16 protein-coding genes are annotated in these 21,635 nt (G+C 63.2%); 8 read left to right on the top strand and 8 right to left on the bottom strand.

From position 1 onward, the window contains the following. Nucleotides 1-7: 7 nt before the first annotated feature. The 4 genes from ASC81_RS18690 (at nucleotide 8) to xseB (ending at nucleotide 4,999) form a co-directional block, all read left to right on the top strand. The gene (locus tag ASC81_RS18690) at nucleotides 8-1,564 is read left to right on the top strand and encodes an SAVED domain-containing protein (protein WP_056270368.1); all 1,557 of its coding nucleotides are present in this window, start codon (nucleotides 8-10) and stop codon (nucleotides 1,562-1,564) included. A 6-nt stretch (nucleotides 1,565-1,570) separates the two neighbouring features. Beyond that, on the top strand, nucleotides 1,571-2,497 hold the full coding sequence (locus ASC81_RS18685; RefSeq protein ID WP_056270366.1) for a nucleotidyltransferase: 927 nt from the start codon (nucleotides 1,571-1,573) through the stop codon (nucleotides 2,495-2,497). Nucleotides 2,498-2,667: 170 nt separating this feature from the next. Next, a complete protein-coding gene (xseA, locus tag ASC81_RS18680; RefSeq protein ID WP_056270363.1) occupies nucleotides 2,668-4,677 on the top strand; it encodes an exodeoxyribonuclease VII large subunit in 2,010 nt (669 codons plus the stop codon). A 13-nt stretch (nucleotides 4,678-4,690) separates the two neighbouring features. Continuing rightward, entirely contained in the window at nucleotides 4,691-4,999 is a 309-nt protein-coding gene (gene xseB / locus ASC81_RS18675; protein ID WP_056270360.1) for an exodeoxyribonuclease VII small subunit, read from the top strand. Nucleotides 5,000-5,284: 285 nt separating this feature from the next. Here the strand turns inward: xseB and ASC81_RS18670 are convergent, their stop codons facing one another. From ASC81_RS18670 to ASC81_RS27145, 4 genes are read right to left on the bottom strand one after another with little or no spacing between them, the layout of a single operon-like run. Beyond that, a complete protein-coding gene (locus ASC81_RS18670; RefSeq protein ID WP_056270359.1) occupies nucleotides 5,285-5,857 on the bottom strand; it encodes a hypothetical protein in 573 nt (190 codons plus the stop codon). A 35-nt stretch (nucleotides 5,858-5,892) separates the two neighbouring features. Further along, nucleotides 5,893-6,474, bottom strand: a complete 582-nt coding sequence (locus ASC81_RS18665; protein ID WP_056270356.1) for a hypothetical protein — start codon at nucleotides 6,472-6,474, stop codon at nucleotides 5,893-5,895. 2 nt (nucleotides 6,475-6,476) lie between these two features. Next, nucleotides 6,477-10,991, bottom strand: coding sequence for an AAA domain-containing protein (locus ASC81_RS18660; protein WP_056270354.1), 4,515 nt, complete (start codon nucleotides 10,989-10,991; stop codon nucleotides 6,477-6,479). Continuing rightward, nucleotides 10,988-11,185 carry a hypothetical protein gene (locus tag ASC81_RS27145; protein WP_156392289.1) on the bottom strand — a complete coding sequence of 66 codons (198 nt, stop codon included), beginning with the start codon at nucleotides 11,183-11,185 and terminating at the stop codon, nucleotides 10,988-10,990. The genes ASC81_RS18660 and ASC81_RS27145 overlap by 4 nt, the downstream gene beginning before the upstream one ends. A 285-nt stretch (nucleotides 11,186-11,470) precedes the next feature. Here ASC81_RS27145 and ASC81_RS18655 point away from each other — a divergent pair, with 285 nt between their 5' ends. Beyond that, nucleotides 11,471-12,406, top strand: coding sequence for an SOS response-associated peptidase family protein (locus ASC81_RS18655; RefSeq protein WP_235533708.1), 936 nt, complete (start codon nucleotides 11,471-11,473; stop codon nucleotides 12,404-12,406). Between the two features lie 98 nt (nucleotides 12,407-12,504). Here ASC81_RS18655 and ASC81_RS18650 read toward each other — a convergent pair whose 3' ends face one another. From ASC81_RS18650 to ASC81_RS18640, 3 genes are all read right to left on the bottom strand, one after another. Continuing rightward, the gene (locus tag ASC81_RS18650; RefSeq protein WP_056270350.1) at nucleotides 12,505-13,272 is read right to left on the bottom strand and encodes a TIGR02391 family protein; all 768 of its coding nucleotides are present in this window, start codon (nucleotides 13,270-13,272) and stop codon (nucleotides 12,505-12,507) included. 233 nt (nucleotides 13,273-13,505) lie between these two features. Next, nucleotides 13,506-14,090, bottom strand: a complete 585-nt coding sequence (locus tag ASC81_RS18645; RefSeq protein WP_056270347.1) for an alpha-ketoglutarate-dependent dioxygenase AlkB — start codon at nucleotides 14,088-14,090, stop codon at nucleotides 13,506-13,508. Nucleotides 14,091-14,093: 3 nt separating this feature from the next. Then, entirely contained in the window at nucleotides 14,094-16,184 is a 2,091-nt protein-coding gene (locus ASC81_RS18640; RefSeq protein ID WP_056271749.1) for an ATP-dependent helicase, read from the bottom strand. Between the two features lie 108 nt (nucleotides 16,185-16,292). On the opposite strand from ASC81_RS18640, the gene ASC81_RS18635 reads away from it, so the two are divergent. Then, complete coding sequence (locus ASC81_RS18635) at nucleotides 16,293-17,222, top strand: DUF72 domain-containing protein (RefSeq protein WP_056270343.1); 930 nt, start codon at nucleotides 16,293-16,295, stop codon at nucleotides 17,220-17,222. 92 nt (nucleotides 17,223-17,314) lie between these two features. On the opposite strand, the gene ASC81_RS27140 is transcribed toward ASC81_RS18635, so the two are convergent. Then, on the bottom strand, nucleotides 17,315-17,506 hold the full coding sequence (locus ASC81_RS27140; RefSeq protein ID WP_156392287.1) for a hypothetical protein: 192 nt from the start codon (nucleotides 17,504-17,506) through the stop codon (nucleotides 17,315-17,317). A 150-nt stretch (nucleotides 17,507-17,656) separates the two neighbouring features. On the opposite strand from ASC81_RS27140, the gene ASC81_RS18630 reads away from it, so the two are divergent. Continuing rightward, complete coding sequence (locus ASC81_RS18630; RefSeq protein ID WP_056270340.1) at nucleotides 17,657-17,839, top strand: DUF3606 domain-containing protein; 183 nt, start codon at nucleotides 17,657-17,659, stop codon at nucleotides 17,837-17,839. A 311-nt stretch (nucleotides 17,840-18,150) separates the two neighbouring features. Next, nucleotides 18,151-21,501 carry a DNA ligase D gene (gene ligD / locus ASC81_RS18625; RefSeq protein WP_369820865.1) on the top strand — a complete coding sequence of 1,117 codons (3,351 nt, stop codon included), beginning with the start codon at nucleotides 18,151-18,153 and terminating at the stop codon, nucleotides 21,499-21,501. The last annotated feature ends 134 nt before the right edge of the window (nucleotides 21,502-21,635 follow it).

The raw sequence follows: 21,635 nt of genomic DNA, 5'->3' as shown, positions 1-21,635 counted from the left end.
TGACGTCATGGCCCTGTCAGTTGTTGCGCGTCGAGATGGCGACGTCTTTCAAGCCAGGCTGTTTTGGCTGCACGCCGCTCGCCTTCTCGATGACGAGGGAAACATCGTGCGCGTCGGCTTCGAATCTGGGCTTAAGGGCTTTGACGACATCTGGGTCGAATACGACCCGGCGCGCGCGCCCCAAGACCCTCGCGGTAACCCGCTGATGGTCGAGCGCATGCAATGCAAGTGGCACGCCACGCCCGGGACGTTCACGCACGAGGACCTGACGCGACCCGAGTACATCAACGCCACGTCAACCTCGCTGCTACAGCGCGCGCTGGGCGCCTATCGCGCCGACACGACCGACGGGCTGGCCTCACGCCTGGTCCTTGTGACCAACCATTTCGCCAGCGAGCAAGACCCTCTCTTTCCACTGCTGCGCATGAAGGCGCTCAACCTGGATGTCGACGTGCTTTTCTCTGGCAAGACTGCCAAGAGCGCCACCGGCAAGGTGCGCAAGGCTTGGCGGGACCACCTGGGAATTGATGACGATGAACTCAGGGCTCTGTGCCTTCGCATGGGGTTCAACTCGTCGCGCGACTCTCTGGACACACTTCGCACGGCTCTCGACGACGCGTGCCGTGTGAACGGTCTGGTGAGGCCCGCGGCGAACGCGAGCACGACCATCTACGACGGGAACATCTTCGAGTGGGTGGGCCAGCGACGCATGGTCTTCGACCGAAAGGACTTCAAGGAGAAGTGCGCGCAGGAGGGGTTGCTCGCAGCGAAACCAAGGGATGTGCCCAAGGTGTTTGGCGTCAAGGCGTTCGAGCACCCGCTAGACCGGCTTGAAAACCGCTGTGTGGATGTGCTGAACTTGGTTCGCGAGTTCGACGAGCGCGCTATCCGCGATACCGCTGCTTGGCGAGATAGGCTGCTGCCGAGTCTGACTGGCTTCCTGCTTCGTGTGCCGGCCCCCGACGGACGAATCCGCCTGGCCCTCGAAACTCACGCCACGCTGGCGTTCGCCGCAGGCGCCATTTTGGACACGAAGTCGGGACGCTTGGTCGAGCTGGAGCAACGGACGCCCGTTTTAAAGATTTGGTCGCAAGACGACCAGCCACTGGCCGCGGACACACCTGGCTGGGTCTTCGACGAGGAAGATGTTGACGCAAGCGCTTCAGGCACCGCGTGCGCCATCAGCGTCACGAGGGACACGACCGGCGCCGTGAAGCAGTACCTTCAGGAAAGCCAAGTCAAGGTTCGCCGCTTGCTGATTGCCAAGCCCGCTTGCGGACCCTCGGCCCAGGCGGTGTCGTCAGGTGCTCACGCCAACGCCCTCGCCGAAGCGTTGGCCGAGAAGCTCAAGCAGGACCGTGAAGCGAGCCCGGCGGCGCGCCGTGAGCGTGTCCACTTGTTCATCTCCGCCCCAAACGCCTTCACGTTCTACCTCGGTCGCCAGGCACCCATGATGAAGCCGCTAACGCTCTACGAGTACGACTTCCACAATCAGGTCGATGGGTCCTACCGCCCTTCCCTGTCGTATCCAGAAGTCGCTCCGTCCGGCGCGACCATCAACTGACCGAACATGGCGAGCATCGAAGGTGCGTTGAGGTCCTGGGTGAAGGACATCGAACCCACGCCCAAGCAAAAGCAGGCCGCGAGCCGCAGCTACAACCATCTCGTGCGCGTGCTGGACCGGCGCGGGGTAGGCGACCGCATCGTCGACTACTACCTGAGCGGCAGCTACCGGCGCAGCACCGCCCTTCGGCCAATTCGAGATATCGACGTCATCTTCGTCATCGACCCGAGTCAGTGGGACGGTGCGTATCTCGGCCTGGCCGACAAGCCAAAGCCATCGGCTGTACTCAGGTCGTTTGCGAGGGTGCTTCGCGACGAGTACCCGAATAGTTCGACCTACACGCAGAAGCGTTCTCTTCGGCTCGAGCTTGGCCATCTCCACATCGACTGCGTGCCCGCCGTCGCCCTGCCGAACAGCGACCTCATTTTGATTGGAAACCACGCCGACGAGACCTGGTTCGAATCCTCACCCAAACGCCATCACATGGAACTGGTCGCTGCAAACACTACCAACGGCAAGCTGCTCGTTCCCCTGGTCAAGCTGCTGAAGGACTGGAACTCATCCCTGCCCGACGAAGCACGCATCCGCTCCTTTGTCGTCGAAACGCTGGCAGTCACGTTGTTCAGCAAGGTCCGCATGAGTTCGCTCGAGGAAGGCCTCTACCTCTACTTCGACTTCGTCTCGCACTTTAATGACCAAGCTGAGCGCCGGTGGCCGTCAAAATACGACGTCAAGATGAGTTGGTGGGACGGCATCTTCGTCCCCGACCTCGCGGGCACAGGAGGCAACGTCGCCTCTGGCATCGAACACTCCCAGATGAAGGCCTTCAAGCGACATGCCGCTAAGAGTCGAGACGAACTGCAGCGCGCTTTCAAAGCGAAGACCGACGCAGCGGCTGTTGAGTACCTTCGTGCTGCGATGAACGAAGACTGAGAAGCAGATGGGACCGCTCGGCGGGCTGCAATCAAATAGGGTCCCGACCGAAGTCGGGACCGAAAGCCTCTCGCTATCACGACAGGCCCCCGCTCAGGGAGGAAAAGCGGGGAAACTCGACACCGTCAAGCTTCACTTCCAGTCTACCGCTGCCCAGTCCGCCACTCGTCATGACCGAGCGTACCTATCTCAACAGCACGTACGAAGAGCGCTTCGAAGTGAAGGCTCTTGGCGCGCGCTGGGACCCAGGATTGCGCAAGTGGTACGTCACACCCGACCTGGCCTTGGCACCGTTCGCTGCCTGGCTGCCGGCCACGGCTGACACGAGCCCGGTGCGCGCCCAAGCCTCGCTGGAGTCCGAGTCGCGTGACCTCGACGTGCCGAACAAGGGCATCCCGCTGTCGCGGCTTTTGGGCGGCGTGGCCAATCTGGTGTCAGAGGCCTTCGGTGAGGGCGTCTGGACCGCCGCCGAGGTACTGAAGGTCAGCTCTGCCAGGGGCGGCCACGTCTACCTTGAACTGTCCGAGCGAAGCCCGTCCTCGGGCGAAGTGCTGGCGCAGGCGCGCGCCGTCATCTGGTCCCGGTTTGCGGCAGCTCTGCTGTCCGAGTTCAGGCGGGTCACCGGCGCCGACCTCGAAGCCGGCATTAAGGTCCTGCTGCGGGCAAAGCCGGTCTTCAAGACCCAGTTCGGCTTCAGCCTCGAAGTGGATGCCATCGACCCCGCTTACACCCTCGGGGACCTCGAGGCACGCCGCCGCGAAATCCGCGAGCGCCTCAAGAAGGAGCAGCTGTTTGACCGCAACCGTGCACTCCCGGCGCCTTGGGACTTTAGCTCCGTCCTGGTCGTGGCGCCTGAGCGCGCCGCCGGCTTGGGAGACTTCGCGAAAGAAGCTCAGCGCCTCCAGGTCCATGGCGCCTGCGAGTTCAGCTACGTTCACAGCCGCTTCCAGGGCGAAGGTGCGGCCGCTGAGATAGCGGAGGTGTTGCGCGCCGGGCTGCGCGCTTGGTCGGGCGCAAAGCTCCCGGACGCGGTCGTCATCATCAGAGGCGGCGGGTCCGTTAGCGACCTCGCTTGGCTCAACGACTACGCCCTGGCGCGATGCATCTGCGAATGTCCCGTCCCTGTACTCACCGGCATCGGCCACGAGCGCGATGGCACCTCCCTGGACGAAGTTGCTCACCGCAAATTCGACACTCCATCCAAGGTGATTTTGAGCATAGAAGAAGTGATGCGCTCCCGCGTTCGCGAGGCGCGCGCCTTCAATGAATGCATCGTCAACCTCGCCCGGCGGGCTGCCGCCGCAACCGGCGCGGATGTTTTGAACCTGCGCCGCGATATCGAGCACACCGCGAAGTCGGCCATTGCCCAGGCACGCGCTGATAACAAATCCGCCTTCGAGGCGTTGCGCCAAGCGTCCACCGGGACGCTCCGTGACGCGCGCAGCGCCGTGATGGAGAACGTCGCCGCCGTGCGCTCGGACGCACGCCAGCTGGTTCAAAGCGCTCGACAGGCTGTTCCCGCAGTCATAGCCGACATTGACACCAGGGCTCGGGCGTCCGTGGTCTTGGCGAAGCAGCGAAGCGAAGGCCTCCTGCCACTGGTCCTTGAACGCAGCCGACTGACCGCTCGAACGGCGCGTCGGGAAACCGAACTGGCCATCCGGGAGACCGCCGGCGTTGCCAGCAAACTTGGACGGGTCCTGCGACACGTGGATGCGCTGCTTCCCGTGGTGCTCGAACAAGCCGCAGCGACCACCCGCAGCGCGCGTCGAGAGACCGAGCTCGCCATCCGGGAAACCGCTGGCGTTGCCGGCAAGCTCGGGCGCATCCGCCGCCGAGTCGATGCGCTGCTGCCGGCGGTGCTGGAACAAGTTTCATCGACCAATCGAGCCCACGGACAAGCTGCCGAGCGCCTCATGAGCGCGACCGCAGAGCGGGCCGCTCGTGGCGTCGACATGGCAGCCGAGCGCTCGCAAGCCCTGTTCCGAGAGATAGCTGGCCAGGGCCCCCAGAAGACCTTGCGCCGCGGTTTCGCCGTCGTCCGCTCGTCGGCCGGTGAGGCCGTCACATCCGTGGTGACTGTTCAACCGGGGACGGCCGTGCAGGTCGACCTGCATGACGGCACGGTGAGCGCAGTGGTCGAGACCGTCACTCAAACAACCCAAGGAGGCGGCGCCTGATGCCGAAGAGAAGATGGAAGAAAAGACATTCCGCGATGCCTACGAAGTCCTCCAGCGCCATGCGGAGACGCTACGCAACCAGGACGAGCCCAACATCGACGACTTGTTGGACATCGTGAACGAGTCCGTCAGCGCCTACAAGGTCTGCAAGCAGCGCATCGACGCCGTGGAGAAAGCTTTGGAGGAGGCGTTGGTCAGCGCAGGCCTAGAAGGTGCTGGCCGCGGCGAGCGAGCTGCACCCGCGCCCAACGAGAACGGCGGCAGAGGTCGGCCGGCACCACCGAGCGGCTTCGATGACATGGACGACGACACGCCCTTCTGAGCGGCTGTCTAGCGGCCCAGGAGGCCAACCTCGAAGGCCGCGAGCGGCCGAATTACCAGCACTACCTCAAAGCAGCCTGAGAAAGACGGCTCGATAGCGCGAAGGTGCATCGCCTTTCATTGCCGGGATTCATGTCTGGCAAAGATTTTCCGGAGACAACCACAGTCCACGATGCGGTACTTCCCGTCTGGTTGCTTCTGAAGGCAATAAGGCAAGTACATGTGGGCGATGCGGCCAAGTGGCATGGTTGGGCTCCAAGATAACTTCGTGTTTAGGCGAGCTGCTTTAGCCGGTGTGCCCGGCGTGACCGTTCGCATCGCCCGCCGCAAGGGTGCGCTCGGCGACGACAGAGTTCCATAGCTTCTTGGCCCATGTCACGTCCTTCTCTCTCGCGTAGATAGCAAATGAGCCCTTGCAAAGGATGTCTTCTGGAACCGCGTGCAGCGGGCTCCAATCCCCGCTAACGTTCTTGCCGTTCTCAGCTGACGTGACAAGCGCACAGATGTCATGCTCGAAAAAGTGCGTCATCAGCTCACTTTGGGTCCAGTCTCGCGCACCTTCACCGAAGACTTCCTGGTACCGCCATTCCCTCGATGGCTCGTGGGCGCGCCGCAGGGTTTTTGTCGTTCCGCTGGTGGCCAGATGCTCCAGCGCCGCTTCCGAAATACAGACCACTTTCCACGAGTGAACGCCATCGGCCGCGTTTTCGAAGGTTCGCTTCTTTGCATGCTTGCTCATCTTGTCGGGCGCCTCGCGAAGAAGCTTGTAGACCCGATAGAGAAACTCTGCTTCCTCGTCTCCGGGCTTGTAGCGCCCCGCTCTGTACGGCGCGAGACGGGCACGTGCGTCGTCGGTCATGACTGTTTTTCCCTGCTGAGTCATTGCTGCTGTACCTACCGCGCCCGCGCTGCGCTCAGCACTGCGTACGCCGCGTTGACACGCCTCGCATCGACCCTGACGCTGTCCCGCCGCTCTGGGTTCAACAGCGCAACCTGCTCCGGATGCGACAGCTGCACCAAGTCCCGACGGGCCTGCTCGACGACTTGCCACGGCGAGGTTGGCGTGACCTTCATCAGCTTGCAGGCGTCTTCCAACATCATGGCGGGCATCGGCGCAGCCGCAACTCGCACTTGGGGCGCCGCCACCGGTGGTCGAGGCTGTTGTGGCACGCTGACGATGGCAACTGGTGCCGCAGGTGCCCGCACGGCCACCTGAGGGGCTGGTACTTTTGGCGGCGGAGGAACTGAAAGCGGGGCCGGCGGAGGCACCAGCGCCAGCTCTTCCTGTGACGCGGCCCGCGGCGGTGCACCGGGCATCATGGCCGCCTGGACTTCCTCCAACAACGCCACCGCGCGCGGCACCTGCCGGTTCTGCAGTTCGTTCTCCAGCTGCCGCAAGACCTTGGCGTCCGTCTTCGAGGCGGCGAACATTTCTTCGAGCGCGCCGATACCGAGTTGCATCAATGTGCGCTTCATGGTCAGGCGGCCTCCGCTTCCGCTGCGGTGCCGGGCTCGGGCAGCGGCTGCGCCTCAACCTCGGGCTCCGCATCCACTCCAAACGGGTCGGCGGTCTTGTGCAGCACCCACACGGTGTTGTCGACCGACTCCGCACCGAGCGGTTCGATGCCCAGCCGTGCGAGGGTCTGGAACAGGTCGTCCAGCACCTCCTTGCGCCGGCGCACGAAGCTCGATGCGAAGCACCTCCAGAACGTCCACCCTGCCCGTTCGAGCACCCGCTGACGAGCCATGTCGTCCTGCCATTGGCCAGGCCCGTGGAACTGGTCGCCATCGCATTCAAGAGCCAGACGCCTACCTTCCGAGCCTTCGACAACAAAGTCGATGCGATAGCCGCCAGCTTTCACCTGGGGCTCGACACGGAAGCCCTTCTTCACCAACTCATCGAACATCTCCTGCTCGAATCCGGACTCGCAGCGGTCACGCAGCACCTGTACCCGGCGAACGTCTTGGGTGAACGGCTGCTGAAAGTGACGGATGAGCCGGCCATTCAGGGAATCCTCCTTGAACTCGGTCTCCACCACCGAGCGGAACAAGTACATCCGGTCCCGTGCCCTCGAGAGCGCGACGTTGAAGCGTTGATGCATGTCCGCACGGTTGGCTGCGGCGCGGTCTCCCGGTGCCAGCACCATCGACACCAGCATGATGTCGCGCTCGCGGCCTTGGAACACCGGCGGCGGACCGACTGCAATCTTGCGGGCCACGACGTCAATCGGCGAGATGCGCTCGCTGACCAGCTCGTGAATGCGCGCGGCCTGCGAGGACCCCAGCAGCGTCACGACGCCGATGGAGCGCCCCTCGAACTGTGGGTCCGCCAGGATGGTCTCGATTTCGCCGATGACGGCCTGCGCCTCGGGCTCGTTCACGTCGACCGTGCGGTAGCCGCCCTTGACGAAGACGTCGACCAGAGGTGGGTCAAGTCGCTCGTTCGCCTTCGGCACGCGCAGCGGCCGGATGTCGTTCTCGTAGAACTCGCGGTTCGAGAACTCGATGATGGCCGGCACGCAGCGGAAGTGCTCCTTCAGCATCACTGAGTTCCCAGCGAAGACCACGCTGGCCAGGTCGTAGATGCTCCTGTCGGGCGTGAGCTCCGCTTTGCGCGGCTGGTTCTGCAGGAAGCGGTTCGTCAGCTCGACGATGCGCGCCTCCGGCACCCCCACGGCAGAGGGTGATACCTGCTTGTCATCGCCTACGACGAGCAGCTTCTTGCCGCGCAGCAAGGCTGGCAAAGCCCAGATATCGGACTGCGAAGCCTCGTCGATGACGACTAGGTCGAACAGGCCGACCTCGGCAGGCAGCGTCTCAGAGACTCGCCACTGGGGAAGCACCCAGCAGGGCACCGACACGTATGCCTGCCTCATTGCTTCACGAGCGTTCCGCCGATGGCGAATCGCTCGCACGCCGGTGCCGGCGCCCATGGCCTTCACCGCGCCCAGATAGGCCTGCAGCGCTTGCCGGACGAAGGACGGCGAATTGTTATGGACGCCCAGCCAAGTCTTCTCGGCCACCAAGTCCTGGTACGTCTTCGCCAGCGCGGTTGACAGCGTCCGGCGTTCCTCGAACAGTTCACGAAGGCGGTGATGCCCGTCGATAAGCTCCAGGAACATGACCGCACGCCGCCAGTTCCAAGCGTCAAGCCAAGTCGTCGGGGTCACAATGTCGAGGTCTTCGGTGGCTGGCAACGTACGGATGCGCGCAGCCCACTTCGGCGCGCCGGCGTCGCGGATGCGCTTCGAGACACTCTCGATTTCCTCTAGGTATGGAACCAAAGCCGCTAGGCGGCTCACCTCCGACTGCAGCGCTTGCCATGTGGCTTGCAGCACCGACTCATCTGCGGCAGGCTGGTCAAGCGACGCGGCGAGGAAGCGGCGCAGGTGGTCGACCACCGCGCCGGTCTTGCCGTCGAGCGCACGCACGAGCTCCTGTAGCCGCTTAAGGGCGTACGCAAGGCGGCTCTTCTCGATGTGGGCATGCAAGCTGGCAGCGGCTGCAGCGACGAAGGGCTCACCTTGGTCCCACATGCGGTCAGCGGTAGGCTTACCGAACACCTCTGTGAAAAGCGGGTGAAGCTTGGCGTCGAAATCAAAGTTCAGCCGTCGAGCATCCTCGACATGCCCGGCCACCTGACAGATGCGCCGGAAGCTCGCCTCGAGGCCTTCGTTGGCCGATTCCAGGCCGAATTCTGCTCCGAGGATGTTCCACCGCGCCACGGCCTTGCGGGCGTCTCCTCGCCACTCCATGGCTTCCTGGATGTACGCCCAATCCCCTGGGCTAGGCGGCGCGCTGCCGGCGACCGTTGTTTCTGCGATGAGCTTGCGAGCAGCGCCGCTGCCAAACGGCAGTTTGAACGCACTCTTGCTCTCAACCAGCCGCCGCACGGCCTCGACGTAGTCTTCGTTGAGCTCCGCATCGGCCGGCAACGCAACTGCGCGAGTCAACGCCGCCTTGCGGACTTTCTCCAAGTGCTGGAGGTCGCCGCACAGCGCCACTAGCCCCTGCAGCAACGGGTCAGTCGCTTGCATGTCCGCAAGCCGAGCCTTCAGCGCGTCGAGTTGGGTGGCTCCGGCAACCTTTGCTTTCAGCGTCAGGCGCTCCTCAAGGAACGCCAGCAGCGCCTGTGCCTCTTCGAAAATTGGCAGGCTCGAATTCACCAGAGCGAACACGTCTCCTTGCGTGACGCTGGCGTCGATGGACTGGGCGCGGAGCAGGTCACGCCGCAACGTGGCGAGGACAGCCCACGGCGACAGCTCATCTGGCCGAGGCAGCTTGCACCCAACGTAAGGGAGGTCGCCCGCGACGCGCATGCGCGCCTGTCGCAGCGCGTTGACGTCGTCGCCTGTGAACGGGATAGAGCCATCCTTCGAGGTCGGCGGCTCGTCGTCGAACCAGGTGTGCTCGTCCACTTGGCTGAGCACCAGCCTCGCCATCTCCTCCGGCGTGACGTCCTGACCCTGAAAAGAATAGTTCCGCATGTGCTTGCCAGCGTGCTCGCCAACGGTGCGGTCCAGATGCGAAATCTTGGCGTGCAGCTGGCTCAGCTTGGCCTCGGCCGCCGCTATGGTGCTTTCGGCCCGGGACGGGATGATGGCGGCCAGGTTGGAGGCAATCGTCTGGATGGCGTGCTCGAACTGCTTCATGCCGTCGCGCTCGTCCGAGAGCAGCGACACGCTCAAGGGCCGTATGCGTTCGGGGAGCTTCTCCTGCAGGACCGCGAGCGCGGATTCGCTCTTGGCCGTGACCAGCACTCGCTTGCCAAGAGCAAGGTAGTGACAGATGACGTTTGCGATGGTGTGCGTCTTGCCTGTTCCGGGCGGCCCCTGAACGACGACGCCGTCGTTGTTCGCCAGCTTCTGAACGATGGAGACCTGCTCATCGTTGTATGGCATGGGAAAGTACAGCTCCTGCGCGCCGTCGGTGCTGTCGCTCGAGGAGAGACCGCGGAACGGCTGCTCGGCGTGCACGCGCACGGTCGAGTCGCCGGGCTCGACGAAGCTGCGGATGACGCCGGGTAGCTCTTGGACCTCCTCGATAACCTTCTTGAGCCGGCGGATGTCCTCAAGGAAGATGTCGGCCGAACGCTTGCGGCCGTAGATGACCCAGGTGCTCGTAATCCGGAGCTTGTCGTTCGGCACCGGTAGGGACACATCCTCGGTCCGAGCTTCATACGCGCCGGTCGGGTCGAGATGACCCACGGCAGCCTTCAAAGTGCCCTCAAAAGTCGATGGGTCGAACGGGTTGAGGCGGTGCGCGCCGCTGGCCAGCGACGCCTTCCAGAACGCCTCAAGCTGCCGAACGCCGGGCAGCTCCATCTCGGCGTACGTGTCGGATTCCAGTCGAGGCTCGATGTCGCGCGGCCGGACCTCAAGGTCGAAGGTCTTCTCGTTGAGCGTGACTTCACAGGACTGCACCAGCAACGGATGCTTCAGCGGCGTGGCAAAGCCCTGCTTCTTCCACGAGGCGTAGCCAATGCCCCAGGCCAGCTCCAACGGGGTCTCGGCGCCCTCGAGCGCGATGGCCTGCTGCAAAGAGAACAGGTCGTTGTACCTTGCGATGGTTTTGCGGCGCGGACGTTCTGCCGCGGCCCACGGGTTCCACTGAAACTCGATGTACCAATCGAACACTTCCTGGACTTCGGGGTGGTCTTCAAGCCGCTCGCGGGCGACTTCGCGCCGGCCTTCGTAGAGGATGACCTCGCTCTTCAGCTCGGGCAGCTTGTCAGGGCTCTTCGGCAGCGTGACCCAGGGAGCCGTTTTTTCGTCCAAGTCGGGCGGCCCAATCTCCTGCAGGCGAGGCACGCGGAGCCAGACGTCGTCACCATCGGACTGCAGGTTGAACTGCAATTCCGGCAGCCCTTGGAGCTCATGCTGGTGCGCGGCGAAAAACTCGGTCGGCACCGAAAAGGCCGGCTTTGTCTTCAGCTTTTCGACCTGCTCGATGTACTCCAGCAGCTCGCGCACACGGTTGTTCGATTCGTTCACTTCTTCCCTCCCTGGGGCTTGGCGACGGTCTTGGCCGTTTCCACGTCGATGCCGTGCTGCTGGCAGTAGGCGTACAGCACCGTTTCCAGCGTGTTCGTCAGGCTCCGGTTCTCCCGGTCAGCAGCGGCCTCCAGCAACGCTTTGAACTTCGGTGGAAACCGAAAGCTCATTGGCACGGTTTTGTCGGCAGGCATGGGGCAGATTCGGTGGGTCGCGTTTGTATTGCGGTCCACGATACGCCATGTTCTAGGGGGTGGAATTCACGTTCCCCCTGACTGCGGGACCGCCATGCCAGCGGTGGTCGCGGCTGAGGCCGCGTACAAGGAACGACGGCTCCTGTCCGACGCGCAGCGCCACATGCACAGCGTCCAGCAGCCCGAATCCATCGCACATCCGCGGCGGGTAGCATCCGCGGCGCCAGGCTGAAGGAGAACATCATCTGTTACAGCGCTCAACTCTGGGCTGACTATCGAAAGTACGTGCGCGAGTTCCGCGCAAAAGTCAGCATCAGCGCCTTCAAGGACCTGTTCTTCAAGAAAGCTCAGGGCGCGAAGCTCTTGGTGCCGCGTGGGATGGAGCTGGCGTTCGCGAATCCTCAGTCCGATGAGGAGCGCGAAGTCTGGGAGCTCATCCGGCAGTGCCGGAAGAACGAGGCGCTGGTCTACGAAAAGCAGCTGTTCGAGCAGCGCACGCGGCTGGCCGACGCTGAGCGCAAGATTGCCGCGAAGCCGGACAAGCCAAATAAAGGCGCGCACGAAGAGGTCCGCATTGCTAACAACAAAATTAAGTGGAACCAGGCGAAGATTGCTGACATCAACCGGATGACGCCGGTCGAGTCCGACTCCCGAATCTTCCCCGGCTGGTACGCGCCGGCGATGGCGATGGTCGATGGCGAGCTGACGGTGATGCCAATGCGATACCGCTGCCGTCCGGCTCGCGCCACGCCCATGTACGACGAGGAATACCCGGGCACGTTCAACGCACGGCGCGATTCGCTCGAGAAGTTTTGGCGCGGTGAATGGGGCCAGACCCACGCCATCATGATGGTGGACTGGTTTTATGAGCATGTGAACTTGCACGAGGCGGAGGGCCGCGAACTTCGCCCGGGCGAGGAGCCGACCGACATCGTCATCCAGTTCAAGCCGGACTACGGCAAGACGATGATGGTCGCCTGTCTATGGGCGCACTGGAAGGCGCGCAACGAGACCGAGGAGGGCCTGCTTTCGGTTGCGTTCATCACTGACGAGCCGCCGGAGGAGGTCCGGAACGCCGGGCACGACCGGTGCGTCATCCCGCTTCGGCAAGAGAACCTGCAGGCCTGGCTCAACCCTGACGTCAACGACCTGCCCGCCCAGCAAGCCATCCTCGACGACCGCGAACGGCCGTACTACCAGCACTACCTGGAAGCTGCCTGAGGTCGGGGCCAGTTCGACGCGCCAAGGTGTCTCCGGCACCTTTCGTGAGGGACACCCCTGTTGCCCTTGGAGGCCATCAGTCTACGGAACTGCTTGAGCTAGCGCTCCTTGCATTCCTCAACACGACGCGCAAGCAGGCTGAGCATCACAAGGTACTGAGCCGCCTTCTCCTTGGTCAGGTCGTGCGCCAGAGAGTGGGACTTCACGTTTCTCACCCCCGTGAAAATTCCTTCGTAGACCAACAGAAACCCCTTCTGGTCGTTCCGGCCTGAAGTCGAATCCACGTCGCTGAAGATAAGACGTCCGTTCTCCAGGCCGAACGCCTGCCCCACCAGCTCTTTGCCATCCATGTCTAGGCCAGTACGAGCCTTAATCATGCCGAAGACGGCGAGCACGCCGTTCAGAACCGATTCGCGCAAGTGCCCACCATGGAAAAGCGGTACCGCGTGCGCCACGATTTCCGGATGAAGTAGGTCCTCTATGCGGGGGAAATCCGACGTCGGCGCTGCACCGATTGGAGCTGCGTTTTCCGGAACCACCAAGGGCGCGGAAGCCTGAGTGCTAGCAAGACGCTGAAGCGCATTCTTTATTGTGGCAATCGCATGTCCGTAATCATGCGCAGCCCGCCCCTGCGAATAGGTCGTGCTTCCCTGAAGGCCGCGTATGGCCCCTTTCAGTCCGAAGACGTCCGTCGCGGATATGACCCTCCTCAACTCGGGAATCAGTTCATTGCCAACCATCAGCGGCTCGATGATGGTCGCGAACTTTGACCCCACACTGAGGGGCCCGCCTTGGTCGAATCTTTCCAAGTCCTCAGAGACTTGGTCACATAGAGCAATCAGCTCAGCGGCATCGTCAGCATTCATGCTCAGACAAGGGTGAAGTCGTTGGCAGATTGCACTGGCGCAGAACCAGCGCGCGGCGCGTTCTGTGCGCAGCAGCCATTTCCTAGCAAGAGCTGACAGGAACTAGCTGGAGGTCGCCCCGCACACGCAGCAGTATGGCTGTGTGTGCCTAGTAGAGACGTGTCGGTGGGGGGTCATCCACAAACAAGACGACGTGTCAGTACAAACGTCACCTCCAGGCCGCGGGACGCTGGTCAGCGAGGCGTCCGAAACGTGATGGACCAGCGCAGCTCGTGAACCGGCGCCACGCTGTGCTGCCAATCCCACCTTGCCGCCCCTCTCATAGCGTAGATGGAGCGAGGCATCACGCTCAGCTTGATGACATCTTCCTTCCTCGGCTGGTCAGGCGGATAGGGGCGAAAGCGCAGCAAAGCGTCGCTGCCGAGCGAAACGCCAAAGATGCTCTCGAAGTCGGGTACATCGCGGTGCCAACCGAGAGGCGTCCCCGGGGAATACTCGGCGACCAGCGCGTGCACCAGTTCCTCCGGCTCCACGCCCGCCCACACAGCGACTCGGGCGCGCAGCGGCAGCAGCGCCTCGTCAAGCTCAGCAGAGGGCAGCAGCTCGTTCGAGTCGTAGTCGAACTTGCCACCGTAGCTCACGACCCGTCTGCGCGCCGTGTACTCCTTGTACTTTGCCTCTTGCAGCGGCAGCTGTCGGACGACTTCAATGAGCCCATCCTCTTCCTCCCGCGACAGGAACTCAGGCTCGTACACAAGGCCTTCAGGTAGCGCGCCCGGCGAAGGCGCCAGGTCGGCAAAAAGCGATTCTTGCTGCACTGCTCAGTCCCACATGCCTCGAATCCTGGCTCCCACGTCCAGAACAGGTGCTGCGGGCGCCGGCTTTGCGTCGCGCGGCTTCGGGGTCGGACCAACGTGCTCGAATAGACGCGCAACCTTGCCAGGTATGAACCTCGTCAAGGTGGCGTAGACGTGCGTGTCGCCACTGCGATGCTGCTGTCTCACGTAGTACCGCTGGGGCGCCACCAGCGACAGATGCTGCTTGGCGCGCGTCATCGCCACGTACAGAAGCCGCCGTTCCTCTTCGATTTCCTCTTCGCTTCCGGTGGACATGTCGGAAGGTATGCAGCCATCGACCACGTTCAGCACGTGCACAGCCTGCCACTCTTGCCCTTTCGCAGAATGGATGGTCGACAGAATGAGGTAGTCCTCATCGAGCGACGGCACGCCAGACTCGTCGCTGCTGGCGTTCGGTGGGTCAAGGGTCAGCTCGGTCAAGAACCGCTCGCGGGTGCCGTAGCCTTGGGCGATGCGGCAAATCTGGTCCAGGTCTGCCATCCGAATCGGCGCATCGTCATGCAGCCGTTCAAGCTGAGGCTGGTACCACTCGACGGCCCGCTCAAGGTCAGATGGCCATTCGCTGTTGGCAGCCAAGTCCACGATGAGGTCGCGCAGCGCATTCCACTCTTCGGCCGCTGCGGGCGGCGGCTTGAACTCCTGCAAAGCCGTGCGCGGGTCCTGGCTGGCCTCGATGGCGTCAAGAAGCTTTCGCGCGCTGACCTGACCGAAGCCTGCAAGCAGCTGCGACACGCGAAAGCCGGCGAGACGCCCCCGCAGGTTTTCCCCCCATCGCAGTACGCTCATCACGTCTTTGACGTGGGTGGATTCCAGGAACTTCAGGCCGCCGAACTTCTTGAAGGGAATGTTCCGTCGCGTCAGTTCGAGCTCGAGCGGCGCGCTGTGGCTGGCCGTCCGAAACAGCACGGCCTGTCGGATGAGCTTGATGCCCTCCTCTCGCCGTCTGAGCACGTCGTCGGCCACCCAAGTCGCCTGAGCGGCTTCGTCCTGGAGAGCCACCAGCCGCGGCCTCTCGCTCGAGTCCTTATCAGACCAGAGGGACTTCGCGTGCCTGTTCTTGGCCATCGCGATGACGGCGTTGGAAGCATCAAGGATGGGCCGCGTTGAGCGGTAGTTCTGTTCGAGCGCCACGATGCGCGCTGGCGGGTCGAACTGGTCGGGGAAGTCGAGGATGTTCCTCACCTCGGCCGCCCGGAACGAGTAAATGGCCTGGGCATCGTCGCCCACCACCGTGAGGTTCCGACCCGTCGGCTTGAGGCCCCGTAGGATGGCTGCCTGCAGCCTGTTTGTGTCTTGGTACTCGTCAACCAACACATGGTCAAACCGATGGCCAAGGTCAGCAGCGACGGAGGGGTCGGCGGCCATGTGCGCCCAGAACAGCAGCAGGTCGTCGTAGTCGAGGCACTGCTGCTGATGCTTGGCGTCTGCATACGATTTGAAGAGCTGCTTAAGCTCGTCCAGGGCGCCGAAGCACCATGGGTAGAACTGCTGCAGCACCTGGTCAAGCCGGAGCTGCGCGTTGATGACACGCGAATAGATGGCCAGGCAGCTCCCCTTCTGCGGGAAGCGCTCGACCTTCTCCGCCAACCCCAGCGCCTGCCGCTGCATGCCCATCAGGTCTTCGGCATCCGCGCGGTCCAAGACGGTGAAGTTGGGAGCGAGGCCGATGCGGTTGGCGTAGTCACGAAGCAACCGTGCACCGACACCGTGGAACGTTCCCGCCCAGGGGAATGTCGGCGGTGCCTGGCTCGACGAATAGCCCAGCACCTTGTGAAGCACGCGGCCGACCCGCTGCTCCATCTCGCCTGCGGCGCGCCGGGAGAAGGTCAGCAGCAGGATGCGGCTTGGGTCTGCGCCAGCTTGAACCAGACGCGCAACCCGGCTGGCCAACGTCTTTGTCTTGCCGGAACCGGCGCCAGCGATGACAAGCAGAGGCCCTTGGTCCCCGGAGGTCAGCCCGTGCTCAACAGCCTCGCGCTGCCGGGCATTGAGGTCGGCGAAGGGCAGTGGCTCTTGGCGGGGCGATTGAGGTTGCGAGGAGCTGGGCTCTTTCATGCGTTGGCCCATGGCGGGAGAACTGAGGCAGCGCAGCAGCGAAGGCCACCGCGCAGGCATCAATATACTGGATGCATCCACAGTAAATGTAACGACGGCAGCCGCCTCATGACCATCCGGATTGGCACCGCCTCCTGGGCCGACAAGAGCCTCATCGACACCGGTCGCTTCTACCCGCCCGAGGTCACCACGGATGAAAGCAGGTTGGGCTACTACGCCACCCAGTTCCCGCTTGTGGAGGTCGACTCGAGCTACTACGCCGTGCCAAGCGTCGACACCGCTCGCCTGTGGGCGGAGCGAACCCCGGATGAGTTCGTGATGAACGTGAAGGCCTTTCGGCTGTTCACGGGCCACCAGACCTCGCCGGCCGTCTTGCCGTCAGACCTTCGAGACGCGCTTCCCGGCGAGCTGAGGCTCAAGAGCGTCATCTACTACCGCGACGTCCCAGGCGAACTCGCCGACGAACTGTGGCGGCGGTTCAGGGAAGCGCTGCAGCCGCTGCGCGAAGCCGGTCGGCTCGGCCTGGTGCACTTCCAGTACCCGCCATGGCTCGTTCGTAATCGGGCAGGCCACGCCCACGTCGCCCATTGCGTTGAGCGCATGGCCGGCCACACATTGACCGTCGAGTTCCGCAGCGACAAATGGTTCGACGGCCCCCATGCGGCCGAGACCATCGCGTTCCAGCGGGAGCTGGGTGTGGTGCACACCATCGTCGACGAGCCAACGGGCCTCGCCAACACCGTCCCCGCCATCTGGGAGACGACGCGCGATGACTACGCTTTGGTGCGAATGCACGGTCGTAATGCCGCGGCATGGAACGACCGCTCTGGGCACTCGGGCGGACGGTTCAACTACGACTACGACGATGCGGAACTCGAGGGCCTTGGGCATCAGATTCAGCTGTTGGACCGGCCAGGCCTCGACGTTCACGTGGTCATGAATAACAACAAGGAAGACCAGGCTCAGCGCAACGGACGAACGCTCATCAAGACGATGAAAGAGCTGAAGGCCAACATCGTCATGCCGACCGCCCAATGAGAACAAGCCCAGCGCGTTGGCGTTGGGCCTCAACCGCCAGGCATCTCGGCAGATGGATGGCGCCACGTCGGGGCGTCAGTCAGCGACCGCGGTCACCCGTCGTTCGGGTGGTTCGCTGACTCCGTGTTTTGGTCGGAGGCAGGGTCATCGGCACTGCCTGCAGGCGCCACCGGAGATGAGCTGCTCGAATTCGGGGCCTTGTCGGTGGATTTCACGCCGTCCTCAGCATCGACCGGATAAACGGGTCGTCTCCCCGGCATGGGTTGAATGTGGTCAGTGGTCATTTGCAACTCCTTGCGGTTCGCACGAGGTCCGTCCCAATAGCAATTGACGCTCCTAGGAGAGGTCACTTGCCCGCGTAGGTTGCGTTCTCGTCCGACACACGTGCCGCAGCTAGACGCCTAGGGTCAGGTGTCACTTCGAAGGAGACACCCATGTCTGACGACAAGTCCAAATCCGGCGGCCAGGACCGCACGCGCATCAGCCTCAGCGAGGACTACGAAGTCCGCGACTGGTCAAAGAAGTTCGGGGTCACGGCTGAAGAACTCAAGGCTGCCGTCAAAGCGGTTGGCAATGACGCAGCGGCCGTTGAAGCTCACCTAAAGGGCAAGCGGTGATTCAGCAGCACCCGTACCGAGGCCTGATGATTCTGGCTGAGGCCCGGCCCGAGGGAACCGAGCTATACCGTCCAGCGTTCGCCGTGGCCGAACGAGCAGATGCCCAGCCTATGCACAGTGACCTGCTCGACATGACTTGCGAGACGGCCACAGCTGCGTTTGCAAGGGGCCGTGAAGCAGGCGAGGCTTGGATAGATGCACACCAGGGCGCCCCAAGCTCCGACGCAAGCAGGTAGAGACACGGGGCCATGCGCGTTGCGACCTGGAACGTCAACAACGTCGTTCGACGTCTCGACCTGCTCCTGGATTAGTTGGCGCGTACGCAGCCCGACGTTGTCGCTCTACAGGAGCTGAAGACGACGACAGAACTCTTCCCTGCCGACGCGCTTCGGGAGGCGGGCTACGAGTCGCTGGTCGTCGGACAGAAGACCTGGAATGGCGTCGCTTTGCTCGCTCGCGGGCATGAAATCGTCCAGGTGACCACAGTCCTCCCAGGCGACGCCAAGGACAAGGAAGCACGCTACGTCGAGGCTGCAATTGGCGGCATCCTCTTTGGGTGCTTGTACTTGCCAAACGGCAATCCCCAGCCTGGCCCCAAGTTCACCTACAAGCTGCAGTGGTTCGAAAGAATGCGCAACCGTGCGGAAGCTCTGTGGGCTTCTGGCGAGCCCGTCGTGCTGCTTGGCGATTGGAACGTCGTCCCGAGCGACGCCGACATGTACAAGACCGAGTCCTACCGCGACAACGCGCTCGTTCAACCGGAGGCACGTGAGGCGTTCGCAAACGTCCTGGCTCAAGGTTGGACCGACGCGCTCAAAGAAGTCTTCCCCACCAACACCCCGTACACCTTTTGGGACTACATGCGCAAGCGCTGGGAGCGCGACGCCGGTTTGCGCATAGACCACATCCTCGTCAGCTCCAAGCTCAAGGTCTTGGACGCTGGCGTCGACAAGGATGAGCGCGGCAAAGAAGGCCCGAGCGACCATGCGCCCGTGTGGGTAGAGCTCAAGGTAGGCAGGGGCACAACGGCACCAGCGAAGAAAATCGCTGTGAAGGCAGCCAAGCCCGCCGCCAAGTCCACCGCCAAGGCCAGCGAAGCCCAGCCCGCGCCAACCGCCGAGCCCGCACCGCTCGAACGCTACAACTCCAAGCGCAACTTCGACATCACAGCCGAGCCCGCCGGGGTCGTGCCGCGCAGGCGTGTGAAGGCGAAGGGCGAGCTGCAATTCGTCATCCAGAAGCATTGGGCCAGCCACCTCCACTACGACTTCCGCCTTGAACTCGGCGGCGTGATGGTGAGTTGGGCTGTGCCCAAAGGGCCCTCCTACGACCCTGCCATTAAGCGGATGGCCATCCACGTCGAGGACCACCCCATCAGCTACAACACTTTCGAGGGAGAGATTCCGAAGGGTCAGTACGGCGGTGGCACCGTCATCATCTGGGACCGAGGCACATGGGAGCCGGTCGGTGACCCCAAGGAAGGGTTGGCCAAGGGCAAGCTCATCTTCAAGATGCATGGCGAGAAGCTCGCCGGTCTCTGGGAGCTCGTGCGAATCGGCAAGCCTGGCGACAAGAAGCCGCCGTGGCTGCTGCTGAAGAAGCGAGGCGATGGATGGGCGCGAGCGCTCGCCGAGTACGACGTCATCACCGCTCTGCCGGACAGCGTCGTTGCCAATCCTCTCGGCTTGGTGGAGGAGCGCGAACCGCGCGAGGCGCCGGCAGCGGCCACGTCGACCAGCGACCGCCAAGAGCCCGACCTGGCAAGCGCAACCGAGGTCGCGCTGCCCAGCAAGCTGGAGCCGCAACTCGCCACGCTGGCGGGCGCCGCGCCAACCGACACAGGTTGGGTCGCGGAGAGCAAGTACGACGGGTATCGGGTTCTTTCACGCATCTCTAAGGGGAAGGTTCAGCTCTTCACACGCAACGGCAATGACTGGACCAGCAAGCTCCGAAGCGTGGCGGGCGCGGTCGAGTCCCTGGGCATCGACACCGCGTGGCTCGACGGCGAAATCGTCGTCATGAACGACCGAGGTGTGCCTGATTTCAACGCGTTGCAGAATGCAATCGACAACGAGGCGAGCGAGACCATCGTCTACTACGTCTTCGACGTCCCTTGCCTAGGTAAACAGGACCTGCGAGCCGTACCGTTTGAGAGCCGGCGCAAAGTCCTCGAAGCCTTGTTGCAGGACCGAGCCACCGACCGCGTGCGTCTCAGCCAGACCTTCGAAGCGCCCGCGTCGCAGCTCCTCGCGGCTGCATGCCAGATTGGCCTTGAGGGCGTCATGCTCAAACGAGCTGATGCCCCCTACTCCTCCGGCAGAACGCAGACCTGGCTCAAGCTCAAGTGCCAGCACCGCCAGGAGTTCGTCGTCGTCGGTTTCACCGACCGTTCCAACGCCAACGGCGAAGTCGGCAACCTCACCCTCGGGTACTACGACAACGGCGTCTTGAAACACGCCGGCGCCGTCGGCACTGGCTGGAGCTCTAGCGCGGGCCGCGAGATGTACGCGCGGCTGAAGAAGCTCGAGGTCAAGACGCCGACGGTAGACCCTGGCGCGGCCAAACCTGGTCGCTGGTCAAGGCGCTCCGCCGGCTCTCAGCGCTGGGCAAAACCCGAGATGGTCGTCGAGGTCGCATTTGCCGAGTGGACACCCGACGGCTCAGTGCGGCACGCGACCTTCCGAGGCGTTCGCACCGACAAACCAGCAGCCAGCATCAGGCGCGAGGACGCCACCGCGCTGAAGCCAGCCGCCAAGTCGTCGAAAAGCGCCAAGGGAAGTGCGGCGCTCAGCGTCAAGGTGAGCCACCCCGAGCGCGTCATCGACAAGACCACCGGTATCACCAAGGTCGAGCTCGTTCGGTACTACGAGTCGGTCGCGGAATGGATGCTGCCCCATCTGAAGGACCGCCCGGTGTCCTTGGTCCGCGCACCCCAGGGCATTGAAGGGCAGCTCTTTTTTCAGAAGCACTCCGAGGCAAAGATGCCCGGTATGACCGAGTTGGCAGCGAACCTTTGGCCCGGCCACGACGCGCTGCTCGCGGTGAACTCAGCGGAAGCGCTGGTCAACGCAGCCCAGTTCAATACCATCGAATTTCATACTTGGAACTCTAAGTCCAGCCGCATCAACCTGCCGGACAGGGTCATCTTCGACCTTGACCCTGGCGAGGGCGTGACCTGGGCGCACCTGCAGGAGGCTGCGGTGCTGACCAAAGGCTTCCTCGAGCAGCTCGGCCTGCAGGCCTGGCTCAAGACCTCAGGCGGCAAAGGCTTGCACGTCGTCGTGCCGCTGGCGCCCAAGCTCGAGTACGAAGCTGTGAAGGCGTTCTCTCAAGCCGTGGTGCAGCACATGGCCAAGGTCATCCCTCAGCGCTTTGTTGCCAAGTCCGGCGGCTCAAACCGCGTTGGGAAGATATTCATCGACTACCTGCGCAACGGACACGGCCAGACAACGGCGGTTGCCTTCTCGGCGCGAGCCAGACCCGGCCTTGGAGTTTCTATGCCGGTGTCCTGGGAGCAGCTTCCCGAACTCAAGAGCGGCGCCCAGTGGACTATCGCCACAGCCCGTGAGTACCTGACCTTTCAGAAGAACGACCCATGGGAGGCCTACTGGAAGAGCAGGCAGACCCTGACCAAGCCCATCAAGTTGCTGAACGCAACGTAGGCTTGCGTGCCGAGCAACGGTCCGAAGTTGTTTGCGGGGACATCCGGCGCCGCGCTGACACATAGACTAACCGCTCCTCCTGCCGCGCTCCTCCTTCGTGCCCTGAAGCGCTATCCCGTCCGCAGCTCTGTCAA

The sequence above is a fragment of the Pelomonas sp. Root405 genome (assembly GCF_001425165.1).
Taxonomy (GTDB): Bacteria; Pseudomonadota; Gammaproteobacteria; order Burkholderiales; family Burkholderiaceae_C; genus Pelomonas.
Note: the sequence above shows the minus strand (reverse complement) of the source record. Positions and strands in the feature narration are given on the sequence as shown.

Excerpts from the sequence above, each read along its gene's own strand:
- ASC81_RS18690 (WP_056270368.1), top strand. The coding sequence starts at position 8 with ATGGCCCTGTCAGTTGTTGCGCGTCGAGATGGCGACGTCTTTCAAGCC.
- ASC81_RS18685 (WP_056270366.1), top strand. The coding sequence starts at position 1,571 with ATGGCGAGCATCGAAGGTGCGTTGAGGTCCTGGGTGAAGGACATCGAA.
- xseA (WP_056270363.1), top strand. The coding sequence starts at position 2,668 with ATGACCGAGCGTACCTATCTCAACAGCACGTACGAAGAGCGCTTCGAA.
- xseB (WP_056270360.1), top strand. The coding sequence starts at position 4,691 with ATGGAAGAAAAGACATTCCGCGATGCCTACGAAGTCCTCCAGCGCCAT.
- ASC81_RS18670 (WP_056270359.1), bottom strand. The coding sequence starts at position 5,857 with ATGACCGACGACGCACGTGCCCGTCTCGCGCCGTACAGAGCGGGGCGC.
- ASC81_RS18665 (WP_056270356.1), bottom strand. The coding sequence starts at position 6,474 with ATGAAGCGCACATTGATGCAACTCGGTATCGGCGCGCTCGAAGAAATG.
- ASC81_RS27145 (WP_156392289.1), bottom strand. The coding sequence starts at position 11,185 with ATGCCTGCCGACAAAACCGTGCCAATGAGCTTTCGGTTTCCACCGAAG.
- ASC81_RS18650 (WP_056270350.1), bottom strand. The coding sequence starts at position 13,272 with ATGAATGCTGACGATGCCGCTGAGCTGATTGCTCTATGTGACCAAGTC.
- ASC81_RS18640 (WP_056271749.1), bottom strand. The coding sequence starts at position 16,184 with ATGAAAGAGCCCAGCTCCTCGCAACCTCAATCGCCCCGCCAAGAGCCA.
- ASC81_RS18635 (WP_056270343.1), top strand. The coding sequence starts at position 16,293 with ATGACCATCCGGATTGGCACCGCCTCCTGGGCCGACAAGAGCCTCATC.
- ASC81_RS27140 (WP_156392287.1), bottom strand. The coding sequence starts at position 17,506 with ATGACCACTGACCACATTCAACCCATGCCGGGGAGACGACCCGTTTAT.
- ASC81_RS18630 (WP_056270340.1), top strand. The coding sequence starts at position 17,657 with ATGTCTGACGACAAGTCCAAATCCGGCGGCCAGGACCGCACGCGCATC.